The following is a 22405-nucleotide window of genomic DNA, read 5'->3' on the forward strand; positions in this document are numbered from 1 at the left end:
TATTTACAGGTGGGTATATCCTAATAAATGGAAGGAATGCTTGCATCAGGTACACCCACGAATTTTTAGTTAGCGATCAACAAAAATTCGGGGTGGGAATCGAACCCACTAGAACCAGTAATCACTGGTGGCGCACCATTTGCCTTCCCTATATAAATCAAATCTGTGTTCATTTTGCCAGTAAAAGCAATTACCATTTCAGAGATTGGTTTTATAATTGAAATCGGCTATTCACCAATTTCAGCCAATCCGACTTCCAGTTTCAGACCTCTTGCCTCTATTTTACACAGGTTATTTGCAAAAAGGAATCATTTTTTTTAAGACAAATTGTGACAAATTGTTGCCGGTTATTCGGACTGCAGAATTTGCTTCAATGCTCCCTCCAAATTGGGATAGCGGAATGGATAACGAAATGTTTCTACTTTTCTTGGCAAGACATATTGACCCTTTGTGATAAGCTGACTCATTTGTCCTAACCCAACGCGAACCAATGGGGAAGGGGCAGGCAGCCAGTAAGGCCTGCCCAACACGTTCGCAAGTGTCCTGGTAAATTCCTTATTGCGCATTGGATTTGGTGCGGTCACATTTACTGGTCCGTCGATATGCTCATTGGACAAACAAAATAAAATTAACTCGACAACATCAGTGATATGCACCCAGGAAATCCATTGTTCACCGCTACCGATTCTGCCACCCACAAACCATTTCACAGGCAAGTCCATCAGTGGAAGGGCACCCGCCTCTCCCAGAATCACGCCAAATCGGGTATAAACCGTCCGAATGCCCATTTCTTCCGCTTGACTGGCTGTCTTTTCCCATTCCATGACAACACTAGCCAGAAAATCTTCACCAGGTTTGGTTGTTCCCTCGGTGAAAATAAAATCCTCTGACGTTCCATAAAAACCGATAGCCGATCCGGAGATAAACACAGATGGTTTCCGATCCATTTGGTTCATCAGATCGATTACGGCTTGTGTTGTCTCAATTCTGCTCGTTAAGATAGCCTTCTTTTTCTTTCTTGTCCAATAGCCAAAAAGCGATTCACCCGCAAGATTTACAACGGCATGGAGAACAGGCAGGGTCTTAGCATTATGCTGGTAGCTTATGTAGGTTGTTTTATCGGTGTTCTGGTAGAGATCAGGGGAGCGGGTCAAAATGTATACATGGTGATCTTCATCCAGCAACCGTTTTGTTAAGTGGCGGCCGACAAACCCCGTTCCGCCGGTAATTAAAATGTTCAAATTGCTCACTCCTTCTTTCTATAAGTATATTCCTGATAGAGGTTTACGATTCTTTAACTACAAATTGTCGTACACACGTTTCTGGACAACTTTTGTTATTATAAAGAAAAGGGGTGGTGAGTTATGTCTGTAATTTCCCGGATTACGACACAAAAGAAGCATAGAAATCGCTATAATATTTTTTTAGACGATGGTCACGGTGAAAAATACGGTTTTAGTGTCAATGAAGCGGTGCTGATCGAATACAGGTTGCGAAAAGGGCTTGAGCTGGACGATGCAGCAATTTTCACACTTGTAAAACAGGATTCCCTTCATAAGTCATATACCCTGGCGATAAGCTTTTTAAGCTACCGGATGCGGACAAAAAAAGAAATAATGGATTATTTAGCGAAAAAAGAAGTCGATGAGGTACATATTACAAATATAATGGACCGCCTGCAAAAGGAAAAATTAGTTGATGACGAGCAATTTGCTGACGCTTTTGTTAAAACACGAATTCAGACATCAAGTAAGGGGCCAAGGCTTATCCAGCAAGAATTACTGGAAAAAGGTGTTTCAGCGGCAATTGCCAGTTCTGCTGCCGAGCAATATACATATGGCATGCAATATGAAAAAGCGTATAAATTAGCAGAAAAAAAACTCACGTCTGGCAGCAAGAAATCGTTTCGGCAAAAGCTGCAGCAATTACAAGCCAGCCTGATGCAAAAAGGGTTCGATCATGATGTTATCAAGGATGTTCTCACGGAAATAGACAATCAAAAAGAAAACAACGCCGAATGGGATGCACTTATCTATAATGGCGAGAAATTGTTGCGAAAATACCAGCCAAAGTTTTCCGGGTTCGCGTTACAAAATAAAATGAAAGAAGCGCTGTTCCGGAAAGGATTTTCCCTTGAGTTAATCAATCGGTTTCTGGATGAGTATGAAAACGAATAAGTTACCGGCCGGAAGCATGTTATTTTTCCGGCTTTTGCTTTTACGACCTGCTTTCGTAATTTCATGCTGAACCATATGTAATTTCTTATCGGTTCGTCCCTGTAAAAACACATGATATCCATTTTTAGTATATTGCTAATGCCCGCTATTGGTCATTCCCTCACTTTATTCTCATTAATACGTGATCCCAATCATTTCTTTTTTTCCTAAACTGTTGATAAAATGTAACTGTTAGATGGAAGGGAGAAGAAATAATGGATTATCGATATAGTGATTATTCGATTGAACAGCTAAGAGAGGAAGTAGGGCGGCTTAAGGAAAAGGCACAAAAGGCTGAGCAGCTTGGCAACATTAGCGAAGTGGCCATCAATGAACGAAAAATGCAGGTAGCAATGGCGTACATGCTGAACCCGGAAGATTTTCACGCCGATGATATCTATCAATTGAATGGAGATCCCGGCCATCGGTTTAAAATTAATTATCTTAATGGTGTATTCGCTTGGGGTCACCGGATTAATTTGCTTAACGAAACATATGAGAAGGAAGAAGCCGTACCAATTTCGTTATTAGGGGATAAAGTAGGGGACAGTCTCTCTTAGCAAAGGGACTGTCTCCCTCTATGTGAACAGGAGCTTATTTTGCAGTTTTTGTTCGGAATAGATCCATCCCGTATATGAGCTCATAATGTGCATATTATCGTCGATATGCACGACCGCAACAAATGGATAATGGCCTTTTGACCGATAGCGAAGGTCAATAAATCGAACCTCAGTGAAATCGTCGAAATCATTTATTTCCCAGCGATAAATGGGTGAGAAGGATAAAAATGCAGCGATATTTGCATCTTTTTGGGCCAGCTCCATTATTTTTGTCTTTGGTAATGGTATTTTCTTGAACTCATCGACAATTTGAATGTGACCATTTTCAACTGTGCCGACGTAAAACTTATCCTTTGCGGTAATGGCTACCCGCCACTTATTTTGTTTAATCGTTGGTGATGTGGCAATCTTTTCCGTATCAGGGAAATAATCGTTTATTTTTCTTACAATTTCCCGCTTATCAAGGTATCGTTTAATGTAATATAATAGGATTACGGTATAAATGATTAGCCAGGTATAGCCGGGATCCGCACCAAGTATCCAGGCAATGATACCTGCTATATGCAACAGAAAAATGTACGGATCAAATGTATTGATGAATCCGTGGGCAACCCATCGGTCAGTGAATGGACGGTATGCTTGTGTTCCATAGGCATTGAAAATATCAACGAGTACGTGGATGATTACCGCCAGAAATGTCCAGGCCCATAGATGAAACAGATTTACTTGCGGGACAAATGCATGGATGATACCAGCAATTAGAATACCCCACATAAGAATGGCTGGAATGGAGTGTGTCGCCCCACGGTGATTACGTATATAAACAGCATTGCTTTTCATTTTTAAAATTGTATCAAAGTCCGGTGCATGGGATCCTGCGACTGTTCCAACTAAAACGGCATGAAATAATACAGGATCACTTTGCACGACGGGATCAAGCGTCGCAATACCTCCAAGTGCAACGCCCATAACAATATGGGTAGCAGTATCCATAAAACAAGTTCCTCCTTAGGACTGTTTCGATTGAATTTTGGATAAAAAATGTGTACGGTTCTGTGTGTATTAGTATTTTTGTTTTATTTAATTGGATAAGAAAGTATAAAAATCTAGGCTCTATTCTGCTCATGCCAGAGTAGGCCACGTCCGGCTCCAGCGCCCAGCGGCTAGTATGCAACACCCGCCTCCGTACGATAAGTCAACATCGACTCCCTTTGGTCGTCGTGTTTCCTTTATCTCCTACGGTAGGAATGTTCGGTTAAAACCGCCGCTTTGCGCGACAACACCGAACCACCCTGCTTGGCAGGGCGCAGCATATACGCCGCTAACCGGGCGCTTCCGCCTTTGTTATTATTGTATCATAAAGGATGAAGTATTTTGTTGGATAAAACGTTACGAAATTTTGACATTCCTGCATTTCAACAGGATTTAATCAATTGGTATCAGGCAAATAAACGCGACCTGCCGTGGCGCAGGACGCAGGATCCATATAAAATCTGGGTTTCCGAAATCATGCTCCAGCAAACAAAAGTGGATACGGTTATCCCTTATTTTCAGCAGTTTATTGAAAAATATCCAACGCCTTATGCATTAGCAGAAGCTGACGAACAAGATGTGCTTAAGTCATGGGAGGGTCTAGGTTATTATTCACGTGCCCGCAATCTGCAAACCGCTGTAAGAGAGGTAGTTGCAGACTATGGTGGAAAAGTGCCGGATAGCCCGGCAGCTTTAGGTTCATTAAAAGGCGTTGGACCATATACAAAAGGTGCTATTCTTTCGATCGCCTATGATCAGCCGCAGCCTGCAGTCGACGGTAATGTAATGCGCGTTTTTGCCAGGGTATTGAATATTGATGAGGATATTGCCAAGCCCTCCACGAAAAAATTGTTCGAAAAAATTGCTGCTGAGCTTATTTCTACTGCTGATCCATCATCATTTAACCAAGGAGTAATGGAGTTAGGTGCACTTGTCTGTACCCCGAAAACACCTTCATGCATGCTTTGCCCGGTACAAGAGCATTGCCGTGCATTCGCTGATGGGCTGGAACAGGAACTGCCGGTTAAAACCAAAGGAAAAAAGCAAAAGACTACCACTTATGCTGCGTTGTTAATTAAAAATGAACAAAACCAATATATGATTGAAAAACGGGCTGAAAACGGGCTGTTAGCAAATTTATGGCAGTTCCCCATGGCACCAATCGATGAAATTGGCATGGAACACATAACAAACTGGTTCTTTGCCGAATATGGTGTGCAAATGAATATTGGTGACAAAGCGGGAACATTAAAACATGTATTTTCCCATTTAATCTGGCAGCTTGAAATATTTCATGCAATGACCATGCAAACGGAAACGGCTGATGAACGAATTATCTTTGTTAAGCCTGAAGATTTGCGTTTATACCCATTCCCGGTTTCCCACCAAAAGATGCTGAAGTATATATTGGACTAGAGCTTGTCTTATATATTTATGTTATTCCTTTGCCTTTATTCGGACATGTTATAATTTTACAGCTGAAGACAACTTTACCAATCAATAATAGTGGATAACTTTTTGCTAAGTGGAGATGTTAAGTAGTGCGGAGGTGATATAGATGGCTAAGCAACCGAACCAACAGGCTTCTGGTACTAACGCTCAAAAAGTAAGACAGCAAAATCAACAAGCAGCACAAGGCCAGAGTCAAGGACAACAAGGTCAATTTGGTACTGAATTTGCATCTGAAACAAACGCACAAGAAGTAAGAAAACAAAACCAAAAATCTCAACAAAATAAGAAGTAACTACCTACCCCGATTTTAACAAAAAGAGTTTCCTGCCCAGGAAGCTCTTTTTGTCGTTTTCCCTGTGTTACGTTATAATAGAGGAAGATACAGGATAGGAAGGGAAGATTTCATGGCTGGTCCCAAGGCAGGTTCGAAAATTAAAATATATAGCTACAAACATAATGGTCAGCTGCATCGAGTATGGGAGAACAGTCTCGTTTTAAAAGGCACGGAATCGATTGTTATTGCCGCAAATGATAAAACCGGAGTAATTGAAAGTGATGGCAGAACGTGGGTAACCAGGGAACCTGCCATTTGCTATTTTCATTCCAGCTTCTGGTTTAATATTATCGGCATGCTCCGAACAGATGGTATTTACTACTATTGTAATATTGGGTCACCTTTTGTGTATGATGCAGAAGCGTTAAAATATATTGATTATGACTTGGATGTAAAGGTTTATCCGGATATGACATTTGATATATTGGATGAGGATGAATACGAGGAGCATAAAGCACAAATGAATTATCCGGTCATTATCGATCGTATATTACATAAAAACCTGGATTACCTGTTGCGCTGGATTCGCCAGCGGCAAGGCCCATTTTCCCCGGATTTTATTGATGGGTGGTATGAACGGTATCTGACGTACAGATAGTGTGAAAGTTAAAACATACTATCATTAGGTTACTACAACAGGTTTTATTTTCGCTATGTGATCAAGCGGATTGGTTGCCTGTTATTTCAATTAACCATATAATGCTTTATGTAACCGATTATTCGTTCATAACGGTTACAAATAAGCAAATACTAAAACAGGAAACAACCTTGTTACAACGGTAGCAAGGCTTTTCTATTGTACCGGTGAGGCGGGGCTAATTATGAGTAGTATTAAACAATACATGCAATTTGTTAAACCTTATAAGTGGAAAATCATTTGGACGGTTCTGATAGGAATTGTTAAATTTGCCATTCCTTTACTTTTGCCACTTATTTTAAAATACGTTATTGACAATATTATAGGCGCGGATGATATGAGTAATTCGGCAAAAACAGCCAAGCTTTTCTGGGTAATGGGAGGAGCATTTGTTGTGTTCCTTGTGTTACGTCCACCCATTGAATATATTCGACAATATTTAGCGCAATGGGTAGGGAACAAAATACTGTATGATATAAGGGATCGGCTCTTTGATCATATTCAAAAACTTAGCCTGAGATATTATTCTCAGACAAAAACCGGCGAAATTATTTCCCGGGTAATACATGATGTCGAACAATCGAAAATCTTTGTGATAACCGGACTAATGAACATTTGGCTCGATATGATCACGATTATAATCGCAATTGGTATCATGGTTACAATGGACATTCCGTTGACAATCGTTGCAATTATTCTCTTTCCATTTTTCGGTTTTTCAATTAAATATTTCTATGGAAGATTACGTCGGCTGACCAGGGATCGCTCACAGGCACTTGCTGAGGTGCAGGGACATTTGCATGAAAGAGTGCAGGGGATACCTGTAACAAGAAGCTTTGCCCTTGAAGATTATGAACAAACACAATTTGATAAACGAAACGCAAACTTTTTAGATCGTGCATTACGTCATACAGACTGGAATGCCAAGACATTTGCTGTAACAAATACCATTACGGATTTAGCGCCATTACTTGTTATTGCTTTTGCTGGCTATCAAGTCATTAACGGTAATTTGACAATGGGGACAATGGTTGCGTTTGTCGGGTATATGGAACGTGTATACAGTCCATTGCGAAGATTGGTGAATTCGTCTACTACATTGACACAATCCATTGCCTCAATCGATCGGGTTTTCGAATTTTTAAATGAAAAATACGACATTATCGACAAACCGGATGCGAAGAAGCTAGGCCGGGTGGAAGGTACTGTTGATATCGAGAATGTTTCCTTTCAATATGATGCAGAGGAAGCCCCTGTCTTAAAAGATGTGACATTACATGTGAAAAAGGGTGAAACAATCGCATTTGTTGGAATGAGCGGGGGAGGAAAATCTACGCTTATTAGCTTGATTCCGAGATTTTATGATGTGAATACGGGCTCTATTAAGGTAGACGGAATTGATATTCGTGATGTCGAAGCCCGTTCATTACGTGACAACATTGGGATGGTTTTGCAGGATAATACATTGTTTTCTGAATCAATAGCGATGAATATCCGGATGGGACATCCCGAGGCAACGGATGAAGAAATAGTTGCTGCCGCAAAAGCTGCCAATGCTGACGTATTTATTCGCGATTTACCACAGGGCTATGACACATTAGTCGGTGAGCGTGGTGTCAAGCTATCAGGTGGACAAAAACAGCGCATCGCCATTGCCCGGGTATTTTTAAAAAATCCGCCGATTCTAATATTTGATGAAGCAACATCGGCACTTGACCTGGAAAGTGAGCATACCATTCAGGAAGCGGTAGAAAAACTTGCCTCCGACCGGACAACATTTATTGTCGCACACCGTCTTGCAACGATAACTCATGCCGATCGAATCGTGGTGATTGAGCATGGTGAGATCATTGAAATCGGGTCACATGAGGAATTAATGAAACGGCAAGGCAGTTATTATGATTTGTATCAGGTGCAAAACCTGGATCAGCCGGATTATATTGGAACTTGATGTTGATGAAAACTCCCCCTGTAAGGTGGGAGTTTTCATCTGCCGGAGCCCGAAAACATCGTCCGGAGCCCGAAAACATCGTCCGGAGCCCGAAAACATCGTCCGGAGCCCGAAAACATCGTCCGGAGCCCGAAAACATCGTCCGGAGCCCGAAAACATCGTCCGGAGCCCGAAAACATCGTCCGGAGCGAGGAACCATCAACCGGAGCGCAGAAACATCGTCCGGAGCGAGGAACCATCAACCGGAGCGCAGAAACATCGTCCGGAGAGCAGGAACATCTGCCGGAGAGCAGGAACATCTTCCGGAGCGAGGAAACATCAACCGGAGCGCAGAAACATCAACCGGAGAGTAGGAACATCTGCCGGAGCGAGGAAACATCAACCGGAGCGCAGAAACATCGTCCGGAGCACAGAAACATCAACCGGAAAACACAAAACCTCGACAGTGAATCCGTTTAACGAACAAAAGTGCACACCCAAAACAAGGTGTGCACTTTTGTTAATCATTTAGCGGCCATTGCCTTAAATGCCCGGCCGCATGCTTCGATTGTAACATCAATGTCTTCTTCACTATGTTCGGTTGTCAAGAACCAGGCTTCATATTTTGATGGTGCCAAATTAATACCCTCGTGCAGCATTAACTTGAAGAACTTGGCAAATGCGTCGCCATCGCTTGCTTCAGCATCAGCATAATTTATAATTTTCCCGTCACCAAAGTAAACGGTAAGGGCGCCACATAAACGGTTTATAGAAATTGGAATCCCAACTTCGGATGCCTTATTTACAATACCCGTCTCCAAACGCGCGCCTAACTGATCAAGTTTCTTATAGACACCATCCGCTTGCAAAACCTCCAGACAGGCAATACCTGCTGCTATTGAAGCGGGGTTTCCAGCCATTGTTCCTGCTTGATACGCTGGTCCAAGTGGGGCTACCTGTTCCATGATGTCCGCACGACCGCCGTACGCACCGATCGGTAAACCGCCACCGATGATTTTTCCCATTGCGGTCATGTCTGGTTCGATCCCGTATACTTGCTGGGCGCTGCCATATGTAAACCGGAACGCGGTGATTACTTCATCGTAAATAACCAGTGCACCAGCTTTATGTGTGATTTCGTTAACTGCTTGCAAAAATCCTTCCTCCGGTTCGACAATCCCAAAATTGCCGACAATCGGTTCAACTAATACTGCGGCAATTTCGCTGCCCCACTTATTAATCGCTTCCTGAAATGCAGCAAGATCGTTAAACGGCACGGTGATGACATCCTCGGCTACGGATTTAGGAATCCCCGCCGAGTCAGGTGTGCCAAGTGTAGCTGGTCCCGATCCTGCCTGGACCAATACGGCATCAAAATGACCATGATAGCAGCCGGCAAATTTGATCACTTTTGTCCGCCCCGTGTACGCACGTGCTACACGAACAGTCGTCATGACAGCCTCCGTCCCTGAATTGACAAATCGCACCTTATCAAGTGAAGGAATTGCTGCCTTCAACATCTTGGCAAATTTATTTTCCAATGCAGTCGGCGTCCCATATAACGTTCCATTTGTCGCGGCATATGAGATTGCCTTCGTTATGTGTGGGTGAGCGTGTCCAGTGATGATCGGTCCATATGCTGCAAGATAATCGATGTATTTGTTTCCGTCGACATCCCAGAAATAAGCACCTTTCGCATGTTCCATGTAAACGGGTGCACCACCACCGACAGCCTTGTAAGCCCGGGATGGCGAATTAACACCACCAACAATATGCTGAAGTGCTTCTTCATGTAATTGTTTTGATTTGGTAAAATCCATTACGATAATGCCTCCTGATGAAAAATTTGTGAAAAACCCGAATCGGGAGCATGATAAAAGGATACAATTACGCGGATCTCCATCTACGACTGGGTAATAAAGTGATTCGAGCGCACAATTTCCGGCGAGACTCGTTGCCGAACGCGTGGACGTGCGCAGTGGACAGAATCAAGCGTCTGTCCGGCAGAAAGCGCTCAACAAAATCCAAACGCACAATGATAATCTCAACCGTGAACCGCACAATACATCAGTCCCGATCCCCAAGGGTTTTACATAACCTTCTTCAATTTTGCCGTATAAACATTCCGAATGAAGAAAAAGTTGATTAGATGGACAACGAAAAAGAACAAAATAATAATCATACTTGGCACAAGTACAGATGCAGCCATCATGTTTTGCAGTGCTTTAAAGGCAAAAGCAGCATGAACAACAGCGACCAGAAATGGAATAAAAAATAAAAAAACGAGTTGTCTTGTGGCAATTTTTCGCATTTCCTGATCGGTAAGTCCGATTCTGTACAACGAATGATAATGGTGTAAATCATTGTCGATGTCGCGATACATTCGAAAATATAAAATAGATCCGGCAGCCAAAAAGAATAGTACACTTATAAATATACCAAAAAAGAACAAATAAGCCATCCCATCCTTCATTTTCAAGTAGTAATCTGCTTGTGAATCTGGATACACTTCTTCCGAGTCAATGTTTGATAAAATTTGCTCTGTTTCTGGAATGTACGATGTCCAATTCGGAATATTCATGGAATAGGCGTTAATTATTTCACTTTCGGCAGCAGTTTGCCTGAATTGTTCAAACAACTGGTCAGATACAACAATATTAAATGAACTATAGATAGTAGAATTCAAATTCGACATTGCAGGTTCAACTGGTAATCGAACTGATTTATTTTTGGCTGCAATCGTCAACTCCGAAGGCAATTCCCACCTGTTCGTTTGTCTAGCATATTCTGGAAACAGTACGATAGCTTCCTCACTATTTACATGGAAGGGAACATTTTTACCATGGAGCCTGGAAATTGATTGGTAATCCGAATATGCATAAATTTGAACGTGTACATCATTCCAATAATCGTTGCCTGACCCAAGCTTTGTCTGGACAGATTGAACCTGCTTTTGCGCAAATGCTATGTCTTTTTTCTTAAAAGAATTTTCGATAAAAGCTACTTCTTTTTGAAAAGCTTCCAGATTATTTTCACCTTTACTGATGAGTGATACATCCTGTGGAACAAAACGTTCTGCCTCAGCCTCGACACCATGAAATAAACTGAATAGAACGCCTGAAGCTGTGAGAGCAACTGCACTTAACGTTGTTACCATAAATAATGTAGCTGCATTATCCTTTAATTTATAGGCTAAATCAGCGACAGTCAGCAGATTCAAGTTTTTAAAATAAAGTCCTTTTTTCCGTTTCAGCAGTTGAATAAACGCGATACTAAACTGTGTGAAAAGCAGGTAGGTTCCTAAAACAACGAATAATAAAATAGGAATCATATAAATAAAAATCGTATATACATCCGAAATATAAGCAAGGTAATAGCCTATCCCGACGAAGCAAACACCTAATATGCTTAGAAATGAGGAAAACTTTGGTGCCTTTTTCGGACCTCTTGACCCTCGGAAAACCTCCATAATGGAATTGGTGCGTAATGTCCAGACAACAGCAAGCGAGTTTAATTCAAACATGATAAAGAATAATACCGCCGTTAGCCCAATTGCTTTTAACGACAAATAAAATGGTAAAATCTGATTAATCCCCAATACCTGCGAAAAAACCATTAGAAACAGTTTGGTTAACAAGGCGCCAAGTAACAAGCCGGAAACGATAGAGGCGACACCAATAATCGTATTTTCCAGCATCAGCATGCGATTCAATTGTGACTTGCTGATGCCAAGCGTTGTTAAGAGTCCATATTCCTTTTTCCTGGATTTAATAAACGCCCCGGTTGAAAATAATACGAATAAAAAGGAAAATCCGTAAATAATAATTTCTGAAAGAATAATTGCTCGCTGAACAATGTCACGAAATTCAGTCCCTTGAATGTCAGGATGAAATACAACAACGGCATACATAAAGAAAACCGTTACGGCAAACATACAGCTTAAGAAGTAGCTTAAATACTGCCTTGTATTCCGCTTTACATTGTTAAAAGCGAATTGTTTGAAGGTCATCCGTGTTTCCTCCTAGTAATGATAGTACGTTTAAAATGTCCTGGAAAAATGTTTGCCGGTTTTCGCCACGATGAATTTCGTTAAATAATTTGCCGTCTTTAATAAAAATGACCCGCTCCGAGAAGCTTGCTGCAAACGGATCATGGGTAACCATCACTGTCGTCGTTTGCCGGATTTTGTTTAATGTACTGAATGCTTCCATAACCTTTAGTGAGGATTTGGAATCAAGATTTCCAGTTGGTTCATCGGCAAACATAATGGTCGGGTCATGAATAATTGCCCGAGCAATCGCCGCTCGTTGCATTTGCCCGCCGGATACTTCATATGTCCGTTTATTAATGATGGTATCGATACCAAGCTGTTTGGTTATAAGAACCATCTTTTTCTCCATTTCTTTTACCTTTTCTCCTAAAAGTGTTAAAGGTAGTAAAATATTTTCACCAATTGTCAGGGTATCAAGCAGATTATAATCCTGAAAAATAAAGCCCATTTCTTCCCTGCGAAACTTGGATAGCTTGTTTTTCGATAACGAATGGACGTTTTTGCCGTTTATAACGACATTTCCGGCGGTTGGGCGGTCAATCGTGGCCAGAATATTTAATAATGTTGTTTTTCCGCTGCCGGACGGGCCCATGATCCCGAGAAATTCCCCTTTTTCCACAGCCAGTTTGAATTGGCTTAATGCTTTATGCTGCACACCGCGTTTTGAGCCATATACTTTTGATAAGTTTTCCGCTACAAGTACGTTCATTTTCTTAACCCCTTTTGATATAAGTACGAGTTCAAAAAGTCGCTGCTTATGCATTTGGTGACTTTTTGAACATCCTCTATAAGCTGCTATCTTTAGTTTACCGTAAATTTAGTTGCCTAACTATTGCCTTATCTTTCAATCAAAAAAGAAACCTTACATAATTGAAAGGTTTCTTTTGGTTAAATACTGAGTTCTAAGCGTCTAGGGGCATTAAGAAGGAAGCAGAATATCCACAAATTGTCACAGGACGTGGCGCCTTATCGGTACTTTGCTAGTCGGGTAAATTCTCCTTTGTAACCGTGTTTTCGAATGTTATGGTTACCGTTGTACCGATACCCTTTTCTGAGGAAATCGTGATCGTATGTCCAAGTGCTTCACATATTTCTTTTGATAAATACAAGCCCATTCCCGTTGATTCTCGGAAGGTCCGGCCATTCATACCCGTAAAAAATGGATCGAATACGCGTTTGATATCCTGTGATGGAATGCCATACCCATGATCGCGAATGTGCAGTGCCAGTTTTTTGCCAATAACTTCGGCTGTGAAATAGATCTTTTCCGAAGAATCGTGCGAATATTTGATTGCATTGGAAATGAGCTGATTCAAGACAAACCGGAACCATTTCGGGTCGGTTGCAACAATGATTGTTTCATCAATTGATAACTCCGGGAAAACCTGATTGCGGATAAAGCTTGACTTAAATTCCTGAATGGCATCTTTTACAAGTGTTTTAAGTACAACCTTTTCCACATGAAAGTCCCGATCAAATTTTTGCAGTCGTGATTGATACAATGCCATATCCAGACCTTGTGTCAGTCGTTCCATTTCTTCCTGCATACTGTGCAAAAAGTCTTCAGGTAATTGTAATTTTTCCTTTTGCATCGTTAAATGCATTACCGAGACAGGTGTTTTCATCTGGTGTACCCATTGCTGAATGAAATCAAACTCCAACTGTTTCTGCGCTTCCAGTGCTTCTACTTGTTGACGGTAGCTGGTGTATTGTTTTTCATGCTGCGCTTTAACATTTTCCAACAAATGATTGGGCGGATCTGGAAACCAGGAATGATCAAGCTGGTCGGCCTCATCGCTATTCATATTTGTATAAAAGTCGCGGAATTTATTGTAGCGGAACCCTAAAAAGATCAGCAAAAAGCAGGTTGGTAATAAAAACATGTAAAAGATCATTCCTGCCCCCATTGGTACATGTAAACTTGTGGCGGTCAATTGTGCCGTGATGATCACTAATGCAAGCTGTGAGTAAAAAAACAAGATATAGGAAAGCTGATCGTTTAAAAAATGTTTCATACTGTCTCGCCCCATGTGTTAACCATTTTATATCCAGCACCCCGAACCGTCTGGATACTATCCTGGATACCAATATCTGCAAGCTTTCTTCTTAGTCTGGTAATGTTTACCGACAATGTATTATCATCAACAAATTGTTCATCGTCCCAAAGCATTTCCAGTAAAAAGACTCTTGATAACACGTGATGTAGTTGATCCATAAATGCCTTTAACAGAACAAATTCATTTTTGGTGAGCTGGGCGGTTTGCTCGTGATATTCGATTTCCATAGCGGTTAAATGCAGGTGAAGTCCATCTATTTCAAGTAATTCGGCTTGTTTGGCTACTGCATACTCCCCATAAATGCGCCGGATAATTCCTTTGATTTTTGCCTGGACAACATCAAAATTAAAAGGTTTTGTGATATAGTCATCACCGCCATTTTCAATTGCCATCACCTGATCCATGCCGCTGTCCCGGGCCGATACAAAAATAATCGGGCAATTAGAAATGCTGCGGATTTGCCTGCACCAGTAAAAGCCATCATATCTTGGGAGGTTAATGTCTAATAAAATAAGGTGCGGATCGACCTGCTTGAATTCGTCCAAAATAGTATCAAATTGCTGTGCGATCATGACCTCATACTCATATTTTTCAAGATAATCCTTTAGAAGTGCGGCAATTTTCGGATCATCTTCGACTAAAAAAATCCGTTTCATGGAATATCAATCCCTTCTAGCCATATCGTATCGCAATAAGGGCCAAAAGCGCAAGCGCCCGTTTAGCGGCGTATAGACTGCGCCCGCGCAACGCGGGTGGTTCGGTGTTGCTGCCGGGAGCAGCGGTTTTAACCGAACAAACAACCGCAGGAGATAAAGGAAACATGCCCCTTCATAGGGGTATGCCGACGTTGGACGCAAAGTCCGTTCTTAGTCGGCCTTCCTCCTTCCCCGAACCGATGTTGACTTATCGTACGGAGGTGAGGGAAGTCCACTAGCCGCTGGGCGCTGAAGCTGGACGTGGCTCATTTTTGCTTAATTTAACAGCAGTTAATTTCTAAATTTATAAGTTTTTAAAAGAAAAAAATAAATGGCAAACTATTTTATGGATGAGCATATGATAGGAAAAGTATGAAAATAGAAGGGGATCCTATGCATATTTTTTTATGGATTGTATTACTCATTATCTGTATGATTATTTTGACAAGCCTGATTAGTTTTATTCGTAGTGGCAAATACAATTTTCAGGTTGAAATGAAGGAAATTCGCTTTTCTGCAGAAATTTTTTATACATTACTCGTGATCTATGCGATTGTTATTATCGGTTTTGGATTAATCTATCTTATCTTGTCATTTCAGCATATTACATTAATAGAAGGTGGGGAATTAAGAGAAGTCAGTGTAATTGGTTCGGTTATCCATTCCTTTTATTTTAGCGGAGTCACGTTGTTAACAATAGGCTACGGCGATATTACGCCAGTAGGGATTGGCCGGTTCATTGCCCTTGTTGAAGCACTGATCGGCTACGTGTTACCAACTGCATTCGTGTTGAAACTGGTGCAGTATTCCCAGAATAATCGCAATGATTAGCTGAATATCCCTTGTAATGTTATAGTAATGATAGCATATTATCGATGGAGGGGTTTATCATGACAATTAAAGTTGGCGACATTGCACCAGATTTTACACTACCGAATCAGGATGGGAAACAAGTGAGCCTGAGTGATTATAAAGGGAAGCATGTTGTCCTCTATTTTTACCCAAAAGACATGACACCGGGCTGTACAACGGAAGCTTGTGATTTCCGTGATCAGCATGCAAGCTTTGGGGAGCTTGATGCGGTAATTATCGGTGTAAGTCCGGATCCGGTTGACCGTCATCAGAAATTTATCGACAAACATGACCTGCCGTTTCACTTATTAGCGGATGAGGATCACAAAGTGGCGGAGGAATACGGTGTATGGAAGCTGAAGAAAAATTTCGGTAAAGAGTATTATGGTATTGAACGTTCGACATTTATTATTGATAAAGAAGGAAAACTGCAAAAAGAATTCCGTAAAGTGAAGGTAGACGGACATGTAGAAGAAGCACTGCAATTTATTAAGGAAAATCTATAACGTTTCATTTCGTAAATTTGTTAACTAATAACGAAGGGCAGTCCAGTTGCTGGGCTGTCTTTTTCTTTTGCTGTCTAGGAAATTATAAAATTTGGTGGCTGCGGATAACTTAATAACCGGATAAGCCACGTCCGGCTCCAGCGCCCAGCGGCTAGTATGCTTCCTTCACCTTCGTACGATAAGTCAACATCGACTCCCTTTGGTCGTCGTGTTTCCTTTATCTCCTACGGCTCAGTCCAGCATATACGCCGCTAATCGGGCGCTTGCGCCTTTGTTCCTATCCAGCTGGAAACAGAAGAAGTCCCCCGACGGGAAAGCGTTTTTGCTTGTTCTATCAATCCGATTCCCTGAATAAGTTAGAATAGACAAACCTATTCTGATTATTCGAGGTGGTTCGAGGATGGAATTAAGACCAAATGCAAGAACGTACGCTACAAGTCGGATAAACATGTATGCCTTTGTTAAACGGTTACTGGATATTGCCATCAGTCTTGTTCTATTAACTATATTAGCCCCGCTTATCCTTGTTATTTGTATATATATTTACAAAAAAGACGGCCAGCCAGTATTGCTGAAACGAGCCAGGGCAGGTAAGAACAATCGTGTTTTTATCATGTGGACGTTTAGAACAAAGACTGTCCCTTCAAGGGTGATCCGCGCATTTCCGCCACATCCATTTCCCGATTCATGGGCCGATGGTGTTCCGGGCACCTTCACATACCAATCAAACGACAAAACAAGGGTAACAAGGTTTGGTGCTCGTCTAAGGAAATATCACATTGACAAAATACCCCAGCTTCTCAATGTTTTAAAAGGGGATATGAGCTTGGTCGGCCCCCAGCCGGAAATTCCAGAAATCACAACGTATTATAATGACATCCAGGAAAAACGGCTTAAGGTAAGGCCTGGAATGACTGGATATGCCCAAGTGAATGGTTTCGTAATTGAAGCAAAACATGGCCTTAAAATTGCTTATGACCTTTACTATGTAAGAAATTGTTCATTCCGATTTGATATGAAAATCCTGTTCCGGTCGCTCGGCGGGGCGAAACGGGTGAATTAAGTGCGCGGTTTACTGTCTGGTATAGAAGCGGTTTCTCTGGGAGTCTGCTCCCAACTTGAAATTAAATTCGACAAAATATAGGGAGTGAAGCCATTCCCAGTGTTAGTTTTTGAAAGCAGCCTTCTTCCTGTTCAAATCGGCCGATACCGTTTACTATATAACTAGGAATACCTAAAACCTAGTCAGGGGGGAGCAGTTTGACGATCCTTTTTTCCACAAAATTATCAGCAAAACATCAGAAGAAATTAATGCAGGATTATCCGGAGCAATCCTTTGTGTTCTGTGACAATATGAAGGAAGCCAGTGCCGTTTTACCTGAAGCAGAAGTGTTGGCAACGTACGGGGGTGATTTGACAGATGATCTTATTGAAAAAGCGGTAAATTTAAAATGGATCATGGTGCTGTCGGCAGGGATGGATCAGATGCCACTAACTAGCCTTAAAAATCGGAACATCCTTGTAACCAATGCCCGGGGAATTCACAAGACGCCGATGTCTGAATACGTCATTGCACTGCTGCTGCAAGTCTATCGTCAGACAAAAACATTGTTGCATAACGAGACGAACCATTATTGGGATAAGAGTGTACGGATGCAGGAGCTGACTGGCAAGACGATGCTGATCGCTGGTGCCGGCGCAATTGGACAGGAAGTAGCACGGCTGGCCAAAGCATTCCGGATGAAAACGATCGGTGTTTCCAGAAGCGGCCGCCCAGTCGAACATTTTGATGAAAATTATTCGACAGCTGCATTCGATCGGCTGCTGCCAGAAATAGATATTGTTGTATCGGTGCTGCCAAGTACGGCGGAGACAACGTATTTTTATACATATGACCATTTTCAAAAACTGCCTGATCATGCAGTTTTCCTGAATATGGGTCGCGGAGATGCAGTAAAGACGGATGTTGTACTAAAGGCGATTCGGCAAGGGGAAATTGCGCATGCCATTTTGGATGTGTTTGAGACGGAGCCGCTTCCGGAAGACAGCCCACTATGGCAAGAAGAAAACATTACCATAACACCGCATATTTCCGGTGTTTCGCCGGAATATGTGACACGGGCATTAGAAATTTTTACAAGAAACCTTGATACGTATTTGCAGGATAGCACGGATTATATGAATCAAATCGATTTGGCCAGGGGGTATTAAAATGGTACGGATTTATACGAGGAGTGGGGATAAAGGAACAACCTCACTAATTTATGGGAAGCGTGTCCCGAAGAATGACTTGCGTGTAGAAGCGTATGGGACCTGTGATGAAACGAATTCCATGATCGGTCTTGCATTAAGCTTTTTAGAAAATGAAACATGGGACGGGAAAAAAGAATTTCTGGAAATCATGCACCGCGTTCAAACGATTTTGTTTCATGCTGGTGCGGAATTGGCGACACCAAGTGAAAAAGAGGTAACGTGGAAGCTGAAAAAGGAATATATTAAAGAACTGGAGGAACAAATCGATACGTGGGATAAAGAATTGGCAAAGCTCCGCAACTTTATTTTGCCGTCTGGTCACAGTGCCTCCAGTGCCCTGCACGCTGCACGTACTGTCGCAAGGCGCGCAGAGCGGACAGCGGTTGGTCTGGAGGAAGAATTGGCGAATCCGCTTGTGTTATCTTATTTAAACCGGTTATCCGACTTTCTGTTTGTTGCGGCAAGATATGTTAATCAGTGTTTGGGTGGGAAGGAAATACCGTTAAAGGCTGATGTTTAGAGGAGTGTTCTACAAGTAGTGTGTTCTCGGTTGGGGAGATACTGCTTGTTTTTTATATAAATTTCCATTAATTTTTCATGTTGTCTTGTGATAATAATTCTCAGACAGTAATATACTTATATTGACAGAACATAGCTGGAACGGTTACACTAATTATAAGAATTATAATTTAAGAATGCAACTAGTCAATCTGAATATGAAACAGAGATATAGCTTTTGCATATCCAGTATTAATATTAATGTAATATCAAACGAAAGTGGGGTGCATGACGGTGTCAGAACGGAAATTACGTGAAGCGATTAATACATTAAAAGAATCAGGCGTAAGGATTACACCACAGCGTCATGCGGTTCTTGAGTATCTTCTTAATTCCTTGGTTCACCCAACAGCAGATGAAATATATAAAGCACTTGAGGGTAAATTTCCGAATATGAGTGTCGCTACCGTATACAATAATTTGCGTGTTCTTCGGGAAATAGGATTGGTTCGCGAGCTGACATATGGCGATTCTTCAAGCCGATTTGATTGTAACACAACCGAACATTACCACATTATTTGTGAGGAGTGTGGCAAAATAGTGGATTTCCATTATCCAAGTCTGGATGAAGTGGAATCACTTGCTGAACAGGTTACCGGGTTTGAAGTAAGTCATCACCGAATGGAAGTTTACGGGAAATGCAAAGAATGTCAAGCAGTTGAAGCGCAGAAGCACTAATAATTATATTCCGTTTAAAATCCAGATGTTTGAAATGACATTTGGATTTTTTATTTGGATTTGGATAATGACAGCAAAATGAAATAAAAATGGCGTTGGTTCCAATATAAAACCTAAAAGAGTTCGTAAATCAATTGAGCACCAAACAGAATCGGTCGGTGGGGAGTTAAATCAATCGAGTGCCGTGTGGAATTGATTGGCCCTTGGTGTCAATTCAATCGGGCCCTATAAAAATCGACCCGAGTGCAATATTAGATCTATAACCACTACGAAGTGGAGTAACGCAGTCTGTATGCCGGTAAAAACGGAAATCACCTGTATGCCAATAAGAATGCAAAGCCCATTGGCGAATCAAGGCAAACTCTGATAACATGCATAATGCATATCCCCGGAACAACAACTCCAGTATATTAAGCGTTGAAAAAACAAAAAAACCGTCTATACGACGGATTTTATTAATTATGCTTTTTATTCGCTTTTAACTCTCTTCGGTAGTGTCTTGAATTATATCGTTCATCAAATTCCTTGCCTTCCAAATCTTTATCAAGGGTTAGCGGCTGTTTACAGTGCATACAGGCATCCACCCGGCCAAGCATTTTTGTCGGCTTCTCACAGCTTGGACAGATAATGGGAACCGCTCTTGTTGACAACATGCCAATCCAAAAGTAAACAACACAGCTTAAAATAACGGAAAGCATTCCTAAAATGAAAAAGATTGCCATGAGCCATGGTATTTTTTTGGTTAGTATCCCGACATACATTATTGCAATACCAACAAAAACCAAGCTCAGGGCAAAAGTACGGATTTTATTTATTTTACTGGAATAGACTAACTTGTCAGCCATTGGTATTTCTCCCTTCATTATTACACAGGCAAGTATACCATATTTTATATGATATTTCGTTTCTGAAAAAGGATATTTCCGTCTTCCAGCGAATTATATTAGTATACATGTTATTGGAGGAATTAAAATGGAAGACTTGTTGAGACCCATTTACCAGGAACGAGCAAGTGATGAAAACACGCTCGGTGTGCTAGTAATCGAGAAGATGAAACCTAACAGTCCAATCACTGATAATTTGGATGTCATATTATTAATTATTGTCAAGGATGCCATTCAGCCATGGCAAGTGAAACATTATGAATTTGACGAAAAAACGGCAGCGATGCATGTCATTACAAATGAATTGCTTATGAAATGGATTGATACAAGCGGATATCGAAAAGCCGTTGCTTGGTTAATATACGGCAAGGTGATTTTTGACCGTAACGAATTTATTGCCAACTTAAAGGAACAGCTTCGGGAATTTCCGCAGGGGAAACGAAATTTACGCAAGGCAATAGAATTCGGAAAGCTGATAAGAAGTTATAGTGATGCAAAAGATCTTTATGAATCAGCTCAGTATAAAGATGCCTATAGTAGAATTGTTCATTCCCTTCATTATTTGGCCAGGCTTGCTGTAATTGAAAAAGGATACCATCCAGAAGTAACGGTTTGGAGTCAAGTGAAGCAGATCGATCCAGAGGTGTATAAATTATATGATGAATTAATCGAAAGTCACGAGGAATTAAATAAACGGGTGCAGTTAATGATTCTTGCTGCCGATTTTGTGATCAGCAGTCGTGCCAAAGTATCGGCCAAGCATTTATTGGATGTAATTAAATCCAAAAAAGATGCTTGGACATATGGAGAGCTAAAATCGGATCCCAGAGTAGCGGCGTATGCACTTGATTTAATGGCGATGGTTGCTTACCTGATTGAAAAGGAAATTATTCAGACGGAGCTAACGGAAACGAAAGGTGCAGGTGTCTATCATCGTAAATATAGGATTGACAGTGAGCGCTGATTCAGGGAGTATTGGAAATTGGTGTAACCGGCCAATTTCCTGACCCTCTTTAAAATAACCGTTGCTACTTACAACGATTATGAGATGTACCTTTTACTGGCATCTCGGATAAACCAAATGGAAAACAGGGTTCTACTATTTTGGTCTTACTTACGCTCGGCCGGCATTAAGTAGCAGACAAGAAAAGCTTATTTATAAAGGCTATGCTAAAGGGATACAGCCGAAGTCTTTGTCAACGAAAAGGTTTTGATATTCGTAATACAGGTTTTGTGATAAATGGAAAAATTTATTTTTTAAAAAACCCGTTGACTTTGCATATCAAGCATGGTAAAGTTAATTCCGTTGCGAAAAAGCAACGTGAATAGAAGTCTTCAACAAGAAATAAAAAGTAAAATTTCTTGTTGACTTGAAATGCTCGATGTGGTATTATAATAAAGTCGCTGTTGAAAAACAGCAAACAAATTTGCTCTTTGAAAACTGAACAAAACAACCAGTATGTGAACGGATGTCAGAGGTCAGAAGCCGGAGGTCAGATTCCGATGAAGTGCTTTTGACACTGAAATCAATTTTTGAAGCTAAGACATTTCATAAGATTAATTGGTGTTAATCTTATACAAACTTTTTTGGAGAGTTTGATCTTGGCTCAGGACGAACGCTGGCGGCGTGCCTAATACATGCAAGTCGAGCGCGGGAAGCAAGCGGAATCCTTCGGGAGGACGCTAGTGGAACGAGCGGCGGACGGGTGA

Annotated in this window: 22 protein-coding genes and 1 rRNA gene; 15 read left to right on the forward strand and 8 right to left on the reverse strand. The window is 41.3% G+C overall.

Translation table 11 applies throughout. The features are described from left to right. Window positions 1-347 precede the first annotated feature (347 nt). Complete coding sequence (locus tag CZ382_RS23205) at window positions 348-1241, reverse strand: TIGR01777 family oxidoreductase (protein WP_088053415.1); 894 nt, start codon at window positions 1239-1241, stop codon at window positions 348-350. 123 nt (window positions 1242-1364) lie between these two features. Here CZ382_RS23205 and recX point away from each other — a divergent pair, with 123 nt between their 5' ends. Further along, entirely contained in the window at window positions 1365-2177 is an 813-nt protein-coding gene (recX, locus tag CZ382_RS23210; protein WP_088053416.1) for a recombination regulator RecX, read from the forward strand. Between the two features lie 254 nt (window positions 2178-2431). Further along, the gene (locus CZ382_RS23215; protein ID WP_088053417.1) at window positions 2432-2776 is read left to right on the forward strand and encodes a YfhH family protein; all 345 of its coding nucleotides are present in this window, start codon (window positions 2432-2434) and stop codon (window positions 2774-2776) included. Between the two features lie 18 nt (window positions 2777-2794). On the opposite strand, the gene CZ382_RS23220 is transcribed toward CZ382_RS23215, so the two are convergent. Further along, window positions 2795-3769 carry a metal-dependent hydrolase gene (locus CZ382_RS23220; RefSeq protein WP_088053418.1) on the reverse strand — a complete coding sequence of 325 codons (975 nt, stop codon included), beginning with the start codon at window positions 3767-3769 and terminating at the stop codon, window positions 2795-2797. A gap of 384 nt (window positions 3770-4153) precedes the next feature. On the opposite strand from CZ382_RS23220, the gene mutY reads away from it, so the two are divergent. The 5 genes from mutY to CZ382_RS23245 all read left to right on the forward strand — a co-directional run bounded on the left by mutY (window position 4154) and on the right by CZ382_RS23245 (window position 8535). Continuing rightward, complete coding sequence (gene mutY, locus CZ382_RS23225; protein WP_088053602.1) at window positions 4154-5224, forward strand: A/G-specific adenine glycosylase; 1071 nt, start codon at window positions 4154-4156, stop codon at window positions 5222-5224. Window positions 5225-5366: 142 nt separating this feature from the next. Then, window positions 5367-5552, forward strand: a complete 186-nt coding sequence (locus CZ382_RS23230; RefSeq protein WP_088053419.1) for a gamma-type small acid-soluble spore protein — start codon at window positions 5367-5369, stop codon at window positions 5550-5552. Window positions 5553-5664: 112 nt separating this feature from the next. Beyond that, window positions 5665-6192, forward strand: coding sequence for a nucleoside tri-diphosphate phosphatase (gene ntdP, locus CZ382_RS23235; RefSeq protein WP_088053420.1), 528 nt, complete (start codon window positions 5665-5667; stop codon window positions 6190-6192). 223 nt (window positions 6193-6415) lie between these two features. After that, window positions 6416-8182 (forward strand): ABC transporter ATP-binding protein, encoded by a 1767-nt coding sequence (locus tag CZ382_RS23240; RefSeq protein WP_088053421.1) that lies wholly within the window; start codon window positions 6416-6418, stop codon window positions 8180-8182. A gap of 5 nt (window positions 8183-8187) precedes the next feature. Continuing rightward, window positions 8188-8535 carry a hypothetical protein gene (locus CZ382_RS23245; RefSeq protein WP_140392764.1) on the forward strand — a complete coding sequence of 116 codons (348 nt, stop codon included), beginning with the start codon at window positions 8188-8190 and terminating at the stop codon, window positions 8533-8535. Between the two features lie 150 nt (window positions 8536-8685). On the opposite strand, the gene CZ382_RS23250 is transcribed toward CZ382_RS23245, so the two are convergent. From CZ382_RS23250 to CZ382_RS23270, 5 genes are all read right to left on the reverse strand, one after another. Next, complete coding sequence (locus CZ382_RS23250) at window positions 8686-9981, reverse strand: glutamate-1-semialdehyde 2,1-aminomutase (RefSeq protein WP_088053423.1); 1296 nt, start codon at window positions 9979-9981, stop codon at window positions 8686-8688. A 269-nt stretch (window positions 9982-10250) separates the two neighbouring features. Continuing rightward, a complete protein-coding gene (locus CZ382_RS23255; protein WP_088053424.1) occupies window positions 10251-12170 on the reverse strand; it encodes an FtsX-like permease family protein in 1920 nt (639 codons plus the stop codon). Continuing rightward, on the reverse strand, window positions 12145-12921 hold the full coding sequence (locus tag CZ382_RS23260) for an ABC transporter ATP-binding protein (RefSeq protein ID WP_088053425.1): 777 nt from the start codon (window positions 12919-12921) through the stop codon (window positions 12145-12147). Before CZ382_RS23260 ends, CZ382_RS23255 begins: the two co-directional genes overlap by 26 nt. 271 nt (window positions 12922-13192) lie before the next feature. Then, entirely contained in the window at window positions 13193-14227 is a 1035-nt protein-coding gene (locus CZ382_RS23265; RefSeq protein ID WP_088053426.1) for a sensor histidine kinase, read from the reverse strand. Beyond that, window positions 14224-14925, reverse strand: coding sequence for a response regulator transcription factor (locus tag CZ382_RS23270; RefSeq protein ID WP_088053427.1), 702 nt, complete (start codon window positions 14923-14925; stop codon window positions 14224-14226). Before CZ382_RS23270 ends, CZ382_RS23265 begins: the two co-directional genes overlap by 4 nt. 432 nt (window positions 14926-15357) lie before the next feature. Between CZ382_RS23270 and CZ382_RS23275 the strand changes: the two genes are divergently transcribed. The 6 genes from CZ382_RS23275 (at window position 15358) to perR (ending at window position 19811) form a co-directional block, all read left to right on the forward strand. Then, the gene (locus CZ382_RS23275) at window positions 15358-15795 is read left to right on the forward strand and encodes a potassium channel family protein (RefSeq protein ID WP_088053428.1); all 438 of its coding nucleotides are present in this window, start codon (window positions 15358-15360) and stop codon (window positions 15793-15795) included. Between the two features lie 59 nt (window positions 15796-15854). Continuing rightward, window positions 15855-16322, forward strand: coding sequence for a thioredoxin-dependent thiol peroxidase (gene bcp, locus CZ382_RS23280; RefSeq protein ID WP_088053429.1), 468 nt, complete (start codon window positions 15855-15857; stop codon window positions 16320-16322). A gap of 400 nt (window positions 16323-16722) precedes the next feature. Continuing rightward, a complete protein-coding gene (locus CZ382_RS23285) occupies window positions 16723-17385 on the forward strand; it encodes a sugar transferase (protein WP_088053430.1) in 663 nt (220 codons plus the stop codon). A 197-nt stretch (window positions 17386-17582) separates the two neighbouring features. Next, window positions 17583-18533 (forward strand): D-2-hydroxyacid dehydrogenase, encoded by a 951-nt coding sequence (locus CZ382_RS23290; protein ID WP_088053431.1) that lies wholly within the window; start codon window positions 17583-17585, stop codon window positions 18531-18533. A gap of 1 nt (window position 18534) precedes the next feature. Continuing rightward, the gene (locus CZ382_RS23295) at window positions 18535-19095 is read left to right on the forward strand and encodes a cob(I)yrinic acid a,c-diamide adenosyltransferase (RefSeq protein WP_088053432.1); all 561 of its coding nucleotides are present in this window, start codon (window positions 18535-18537) and stop codon (window positions 19093-19095) included. A 266-nt stretch (window positions 19096-19361) separates the two neighbouring features. After that, complete coding sequence (gene perR / locus CZ382_RS23300; RefSeq protein WP_088053433.1) at window positions 19362-19811, forward strand: peroxide-responsive transcriptional repressor PerR; 450 nt, start codon at window positions 19362-19364, stop codon at window positions 19809-19811. Between the two features lie 455 nt (window positions 19812-20266). Here perR and CZ382_RS23305 read toward each other — a convergent pair whose 3' ends face one another. Continuing rightward, complete coding sequence (locus CZ382_RS23305; RefSeq protein ID WP_088053434.1) at window positions 20267-20656, reverse strand: YgzB family protein; 390 nt, start codon at window positions 20654-20656, stop codon at window positions 20267-20269. Window positions 20657-20783: 127 nt separating this feature from the next. Between CZ382_RS23305 and CZ382_RS23310 the strand changes: the two genes are divergently transcribed. Further along, the gene (locus tag CZ382_RS23310) at window positions 20784-21659 is read left to right on the forward strand and encodes a nucleotidyltransferase-like protein (RefSeq protein WP_088053435.1); all 876 of its coding nucleotides are present in this window, start codon (window positions 20784-20786) and stop codon (window positions 21657-21659) included. A gap of 620 nt (window positions 21660-22279) precedes the next feature. Further along, window positions 22280-22405: ribosomal RNA gene (locus tag CZ382_RS23315) — 16S ribosomal RNA — on the forward strand; the annotation flags it as partial.

This window comes from Virgibacillus dakarensis, assembly GCF_900155625.1.
GTDB lineage: Bacteria > Bacillota > Bacilli > Bacillales > Amphibacillaceae > Lentibacillus_C > Lentibacillus_C populi.

What these genes read in the sequence shown, in the direction of transcription:
- recX (WP_088053416.1), top strand. Translation starts at nt 1,365, where the DNA reads ATGTCTGTAATTTCCCGGATTACGACACAAAAGAAGCATAGAAATCGC.
- CZ382_RS23215 (WP_088053417.1), top strand. Translation starts at nt 2,432, where the DNA reads ATGGATTATCGATATAGTGATTATTCGATTGAACAGCTAAGAGAGGAA.
- CZ382_RS23220 (WP_088053418.1), bottom strand. Translation starts at nt 3,769, where the DNA reads ATGGATACTGCTACCCATATTGTTATGGGCGTTGCACTTGGAGGTATT.
- CZ382_RS23230 (WP_088053419.1), top strand. Translation starts at nt 5,367, where the DNA reads ATGGCTAAGCAACCGAACCAACAGGCTTCTGGTACTAACGCTCAAAAA.
- ntdP (WP_088053420.1), top strand. Translation starts at nt 5,665, where the DNA reads ATGGCTGGTCCCAAGGCAGGTTCGAAAATTAAAATATATAGCTACAAA.
- CZ382_RS23240 (WP_088053421.1), top strand. Translation starts at nt 6,416, where the DNA reads ATGAGTAGTATTAAACAATACATGCAATTTGTTAAACCTTATAAGTGG.
- CZ382_RS23245 (WP_140392764.1), top strand. Translation starts at nt 8,188, where the DNA reads ATGAAAACTCCCCCTGTAAGGTGGGAGTTTTCATCTGCCGGAGCCCGA.
- CZ382_RS23250 (WP_088053423.1), bottom strand. Translation starts at nt 9,981, where the DNA reads ATGGATTTTACCAAATCAAAACAATTACATGAAGAAGCACTTCAGCAT.
- CZ382_RS23255 (WP_088053424.1), bottom strand. Translation starts at nt 12,170, where the DNA reads ATGACCTTCAAACAATTCGCTTTTAACAATGTAAAGCGGAATACAAGG.
- CZ382_RS23260 (WP_088053425.1), bottom strand. Translation starts at nt 12,921, where the DNA reads ATGAACGTACTTGTAGCGGAAAACTTATCAAAAGTATATGGCTCAAAA.
- CZ382_RS23265 (WP_088053426.1), bottom strand. Translation starts at nt 14,227, where the DNA reads ATGAAACATTTTTTAAACGATCAGCTTTCCTATATCTTGTTTTTTTAC.
- CZ382_RS23270 (WP_088053427.1), bottom strand. Translation starts at nt 14,925, where the DNA reads ATGAAACGGATTTTTTTAGTCGAAGATGATCCGAAAATTGCCGCACTT.
- CZ382_RS23275 (WP_088053428.1), top strand. Translation starts at nt 15,358, where the DNA reads ATGCATATTTTTTTATGGATTGTATTACTCATTATCTGTATGATTATT.
- bcp (WP_088053429.1), top strand. Translation starts at nt 15,855, where the DNA reads ATGACAATTAAAGTTGGCGACATTGCACCAGATTTTACACTACCGAAT.
- CZ382_RS23285 (WP_088053430.1), top strand. Translation starts at nt 16,723, where the DNA reads ATGGAATTAAGACCAAATGCAAGAACGTACGCTACAAGTCGGATAAAC.
- CZ382_RS23295 (WP_088053432.1), top strand. Translation starts at nt 18,535, where the DNA reads ATGGTACGGATTTATACGAGGAGTGGGGATAAAGGAACAACCTCACTA.
- perR (WP_088053433.1), top strand. Translation starts at nt 19,362, where the DNA reads ATGACGGTGTCAGAACGGAAATTACGTGAAGCGATTAATACATTAAAA.
- CZ382_RS23305 (WP_088053434.1), bottom strand. Translation starts at nt 20,656, where the DNA reads ATGGCTGACAAGTTAGTCTATTCCAGTAAAATAAATAAAATCCGTACT.
- CZ382_RS23310 (WP_088053435.1), top strand. Translation starts at nt 20,784, where the DNA reads ATGGAAGACTTGTTGAGACCCATTTACCAGGAACGAGCAAGTGATGAA.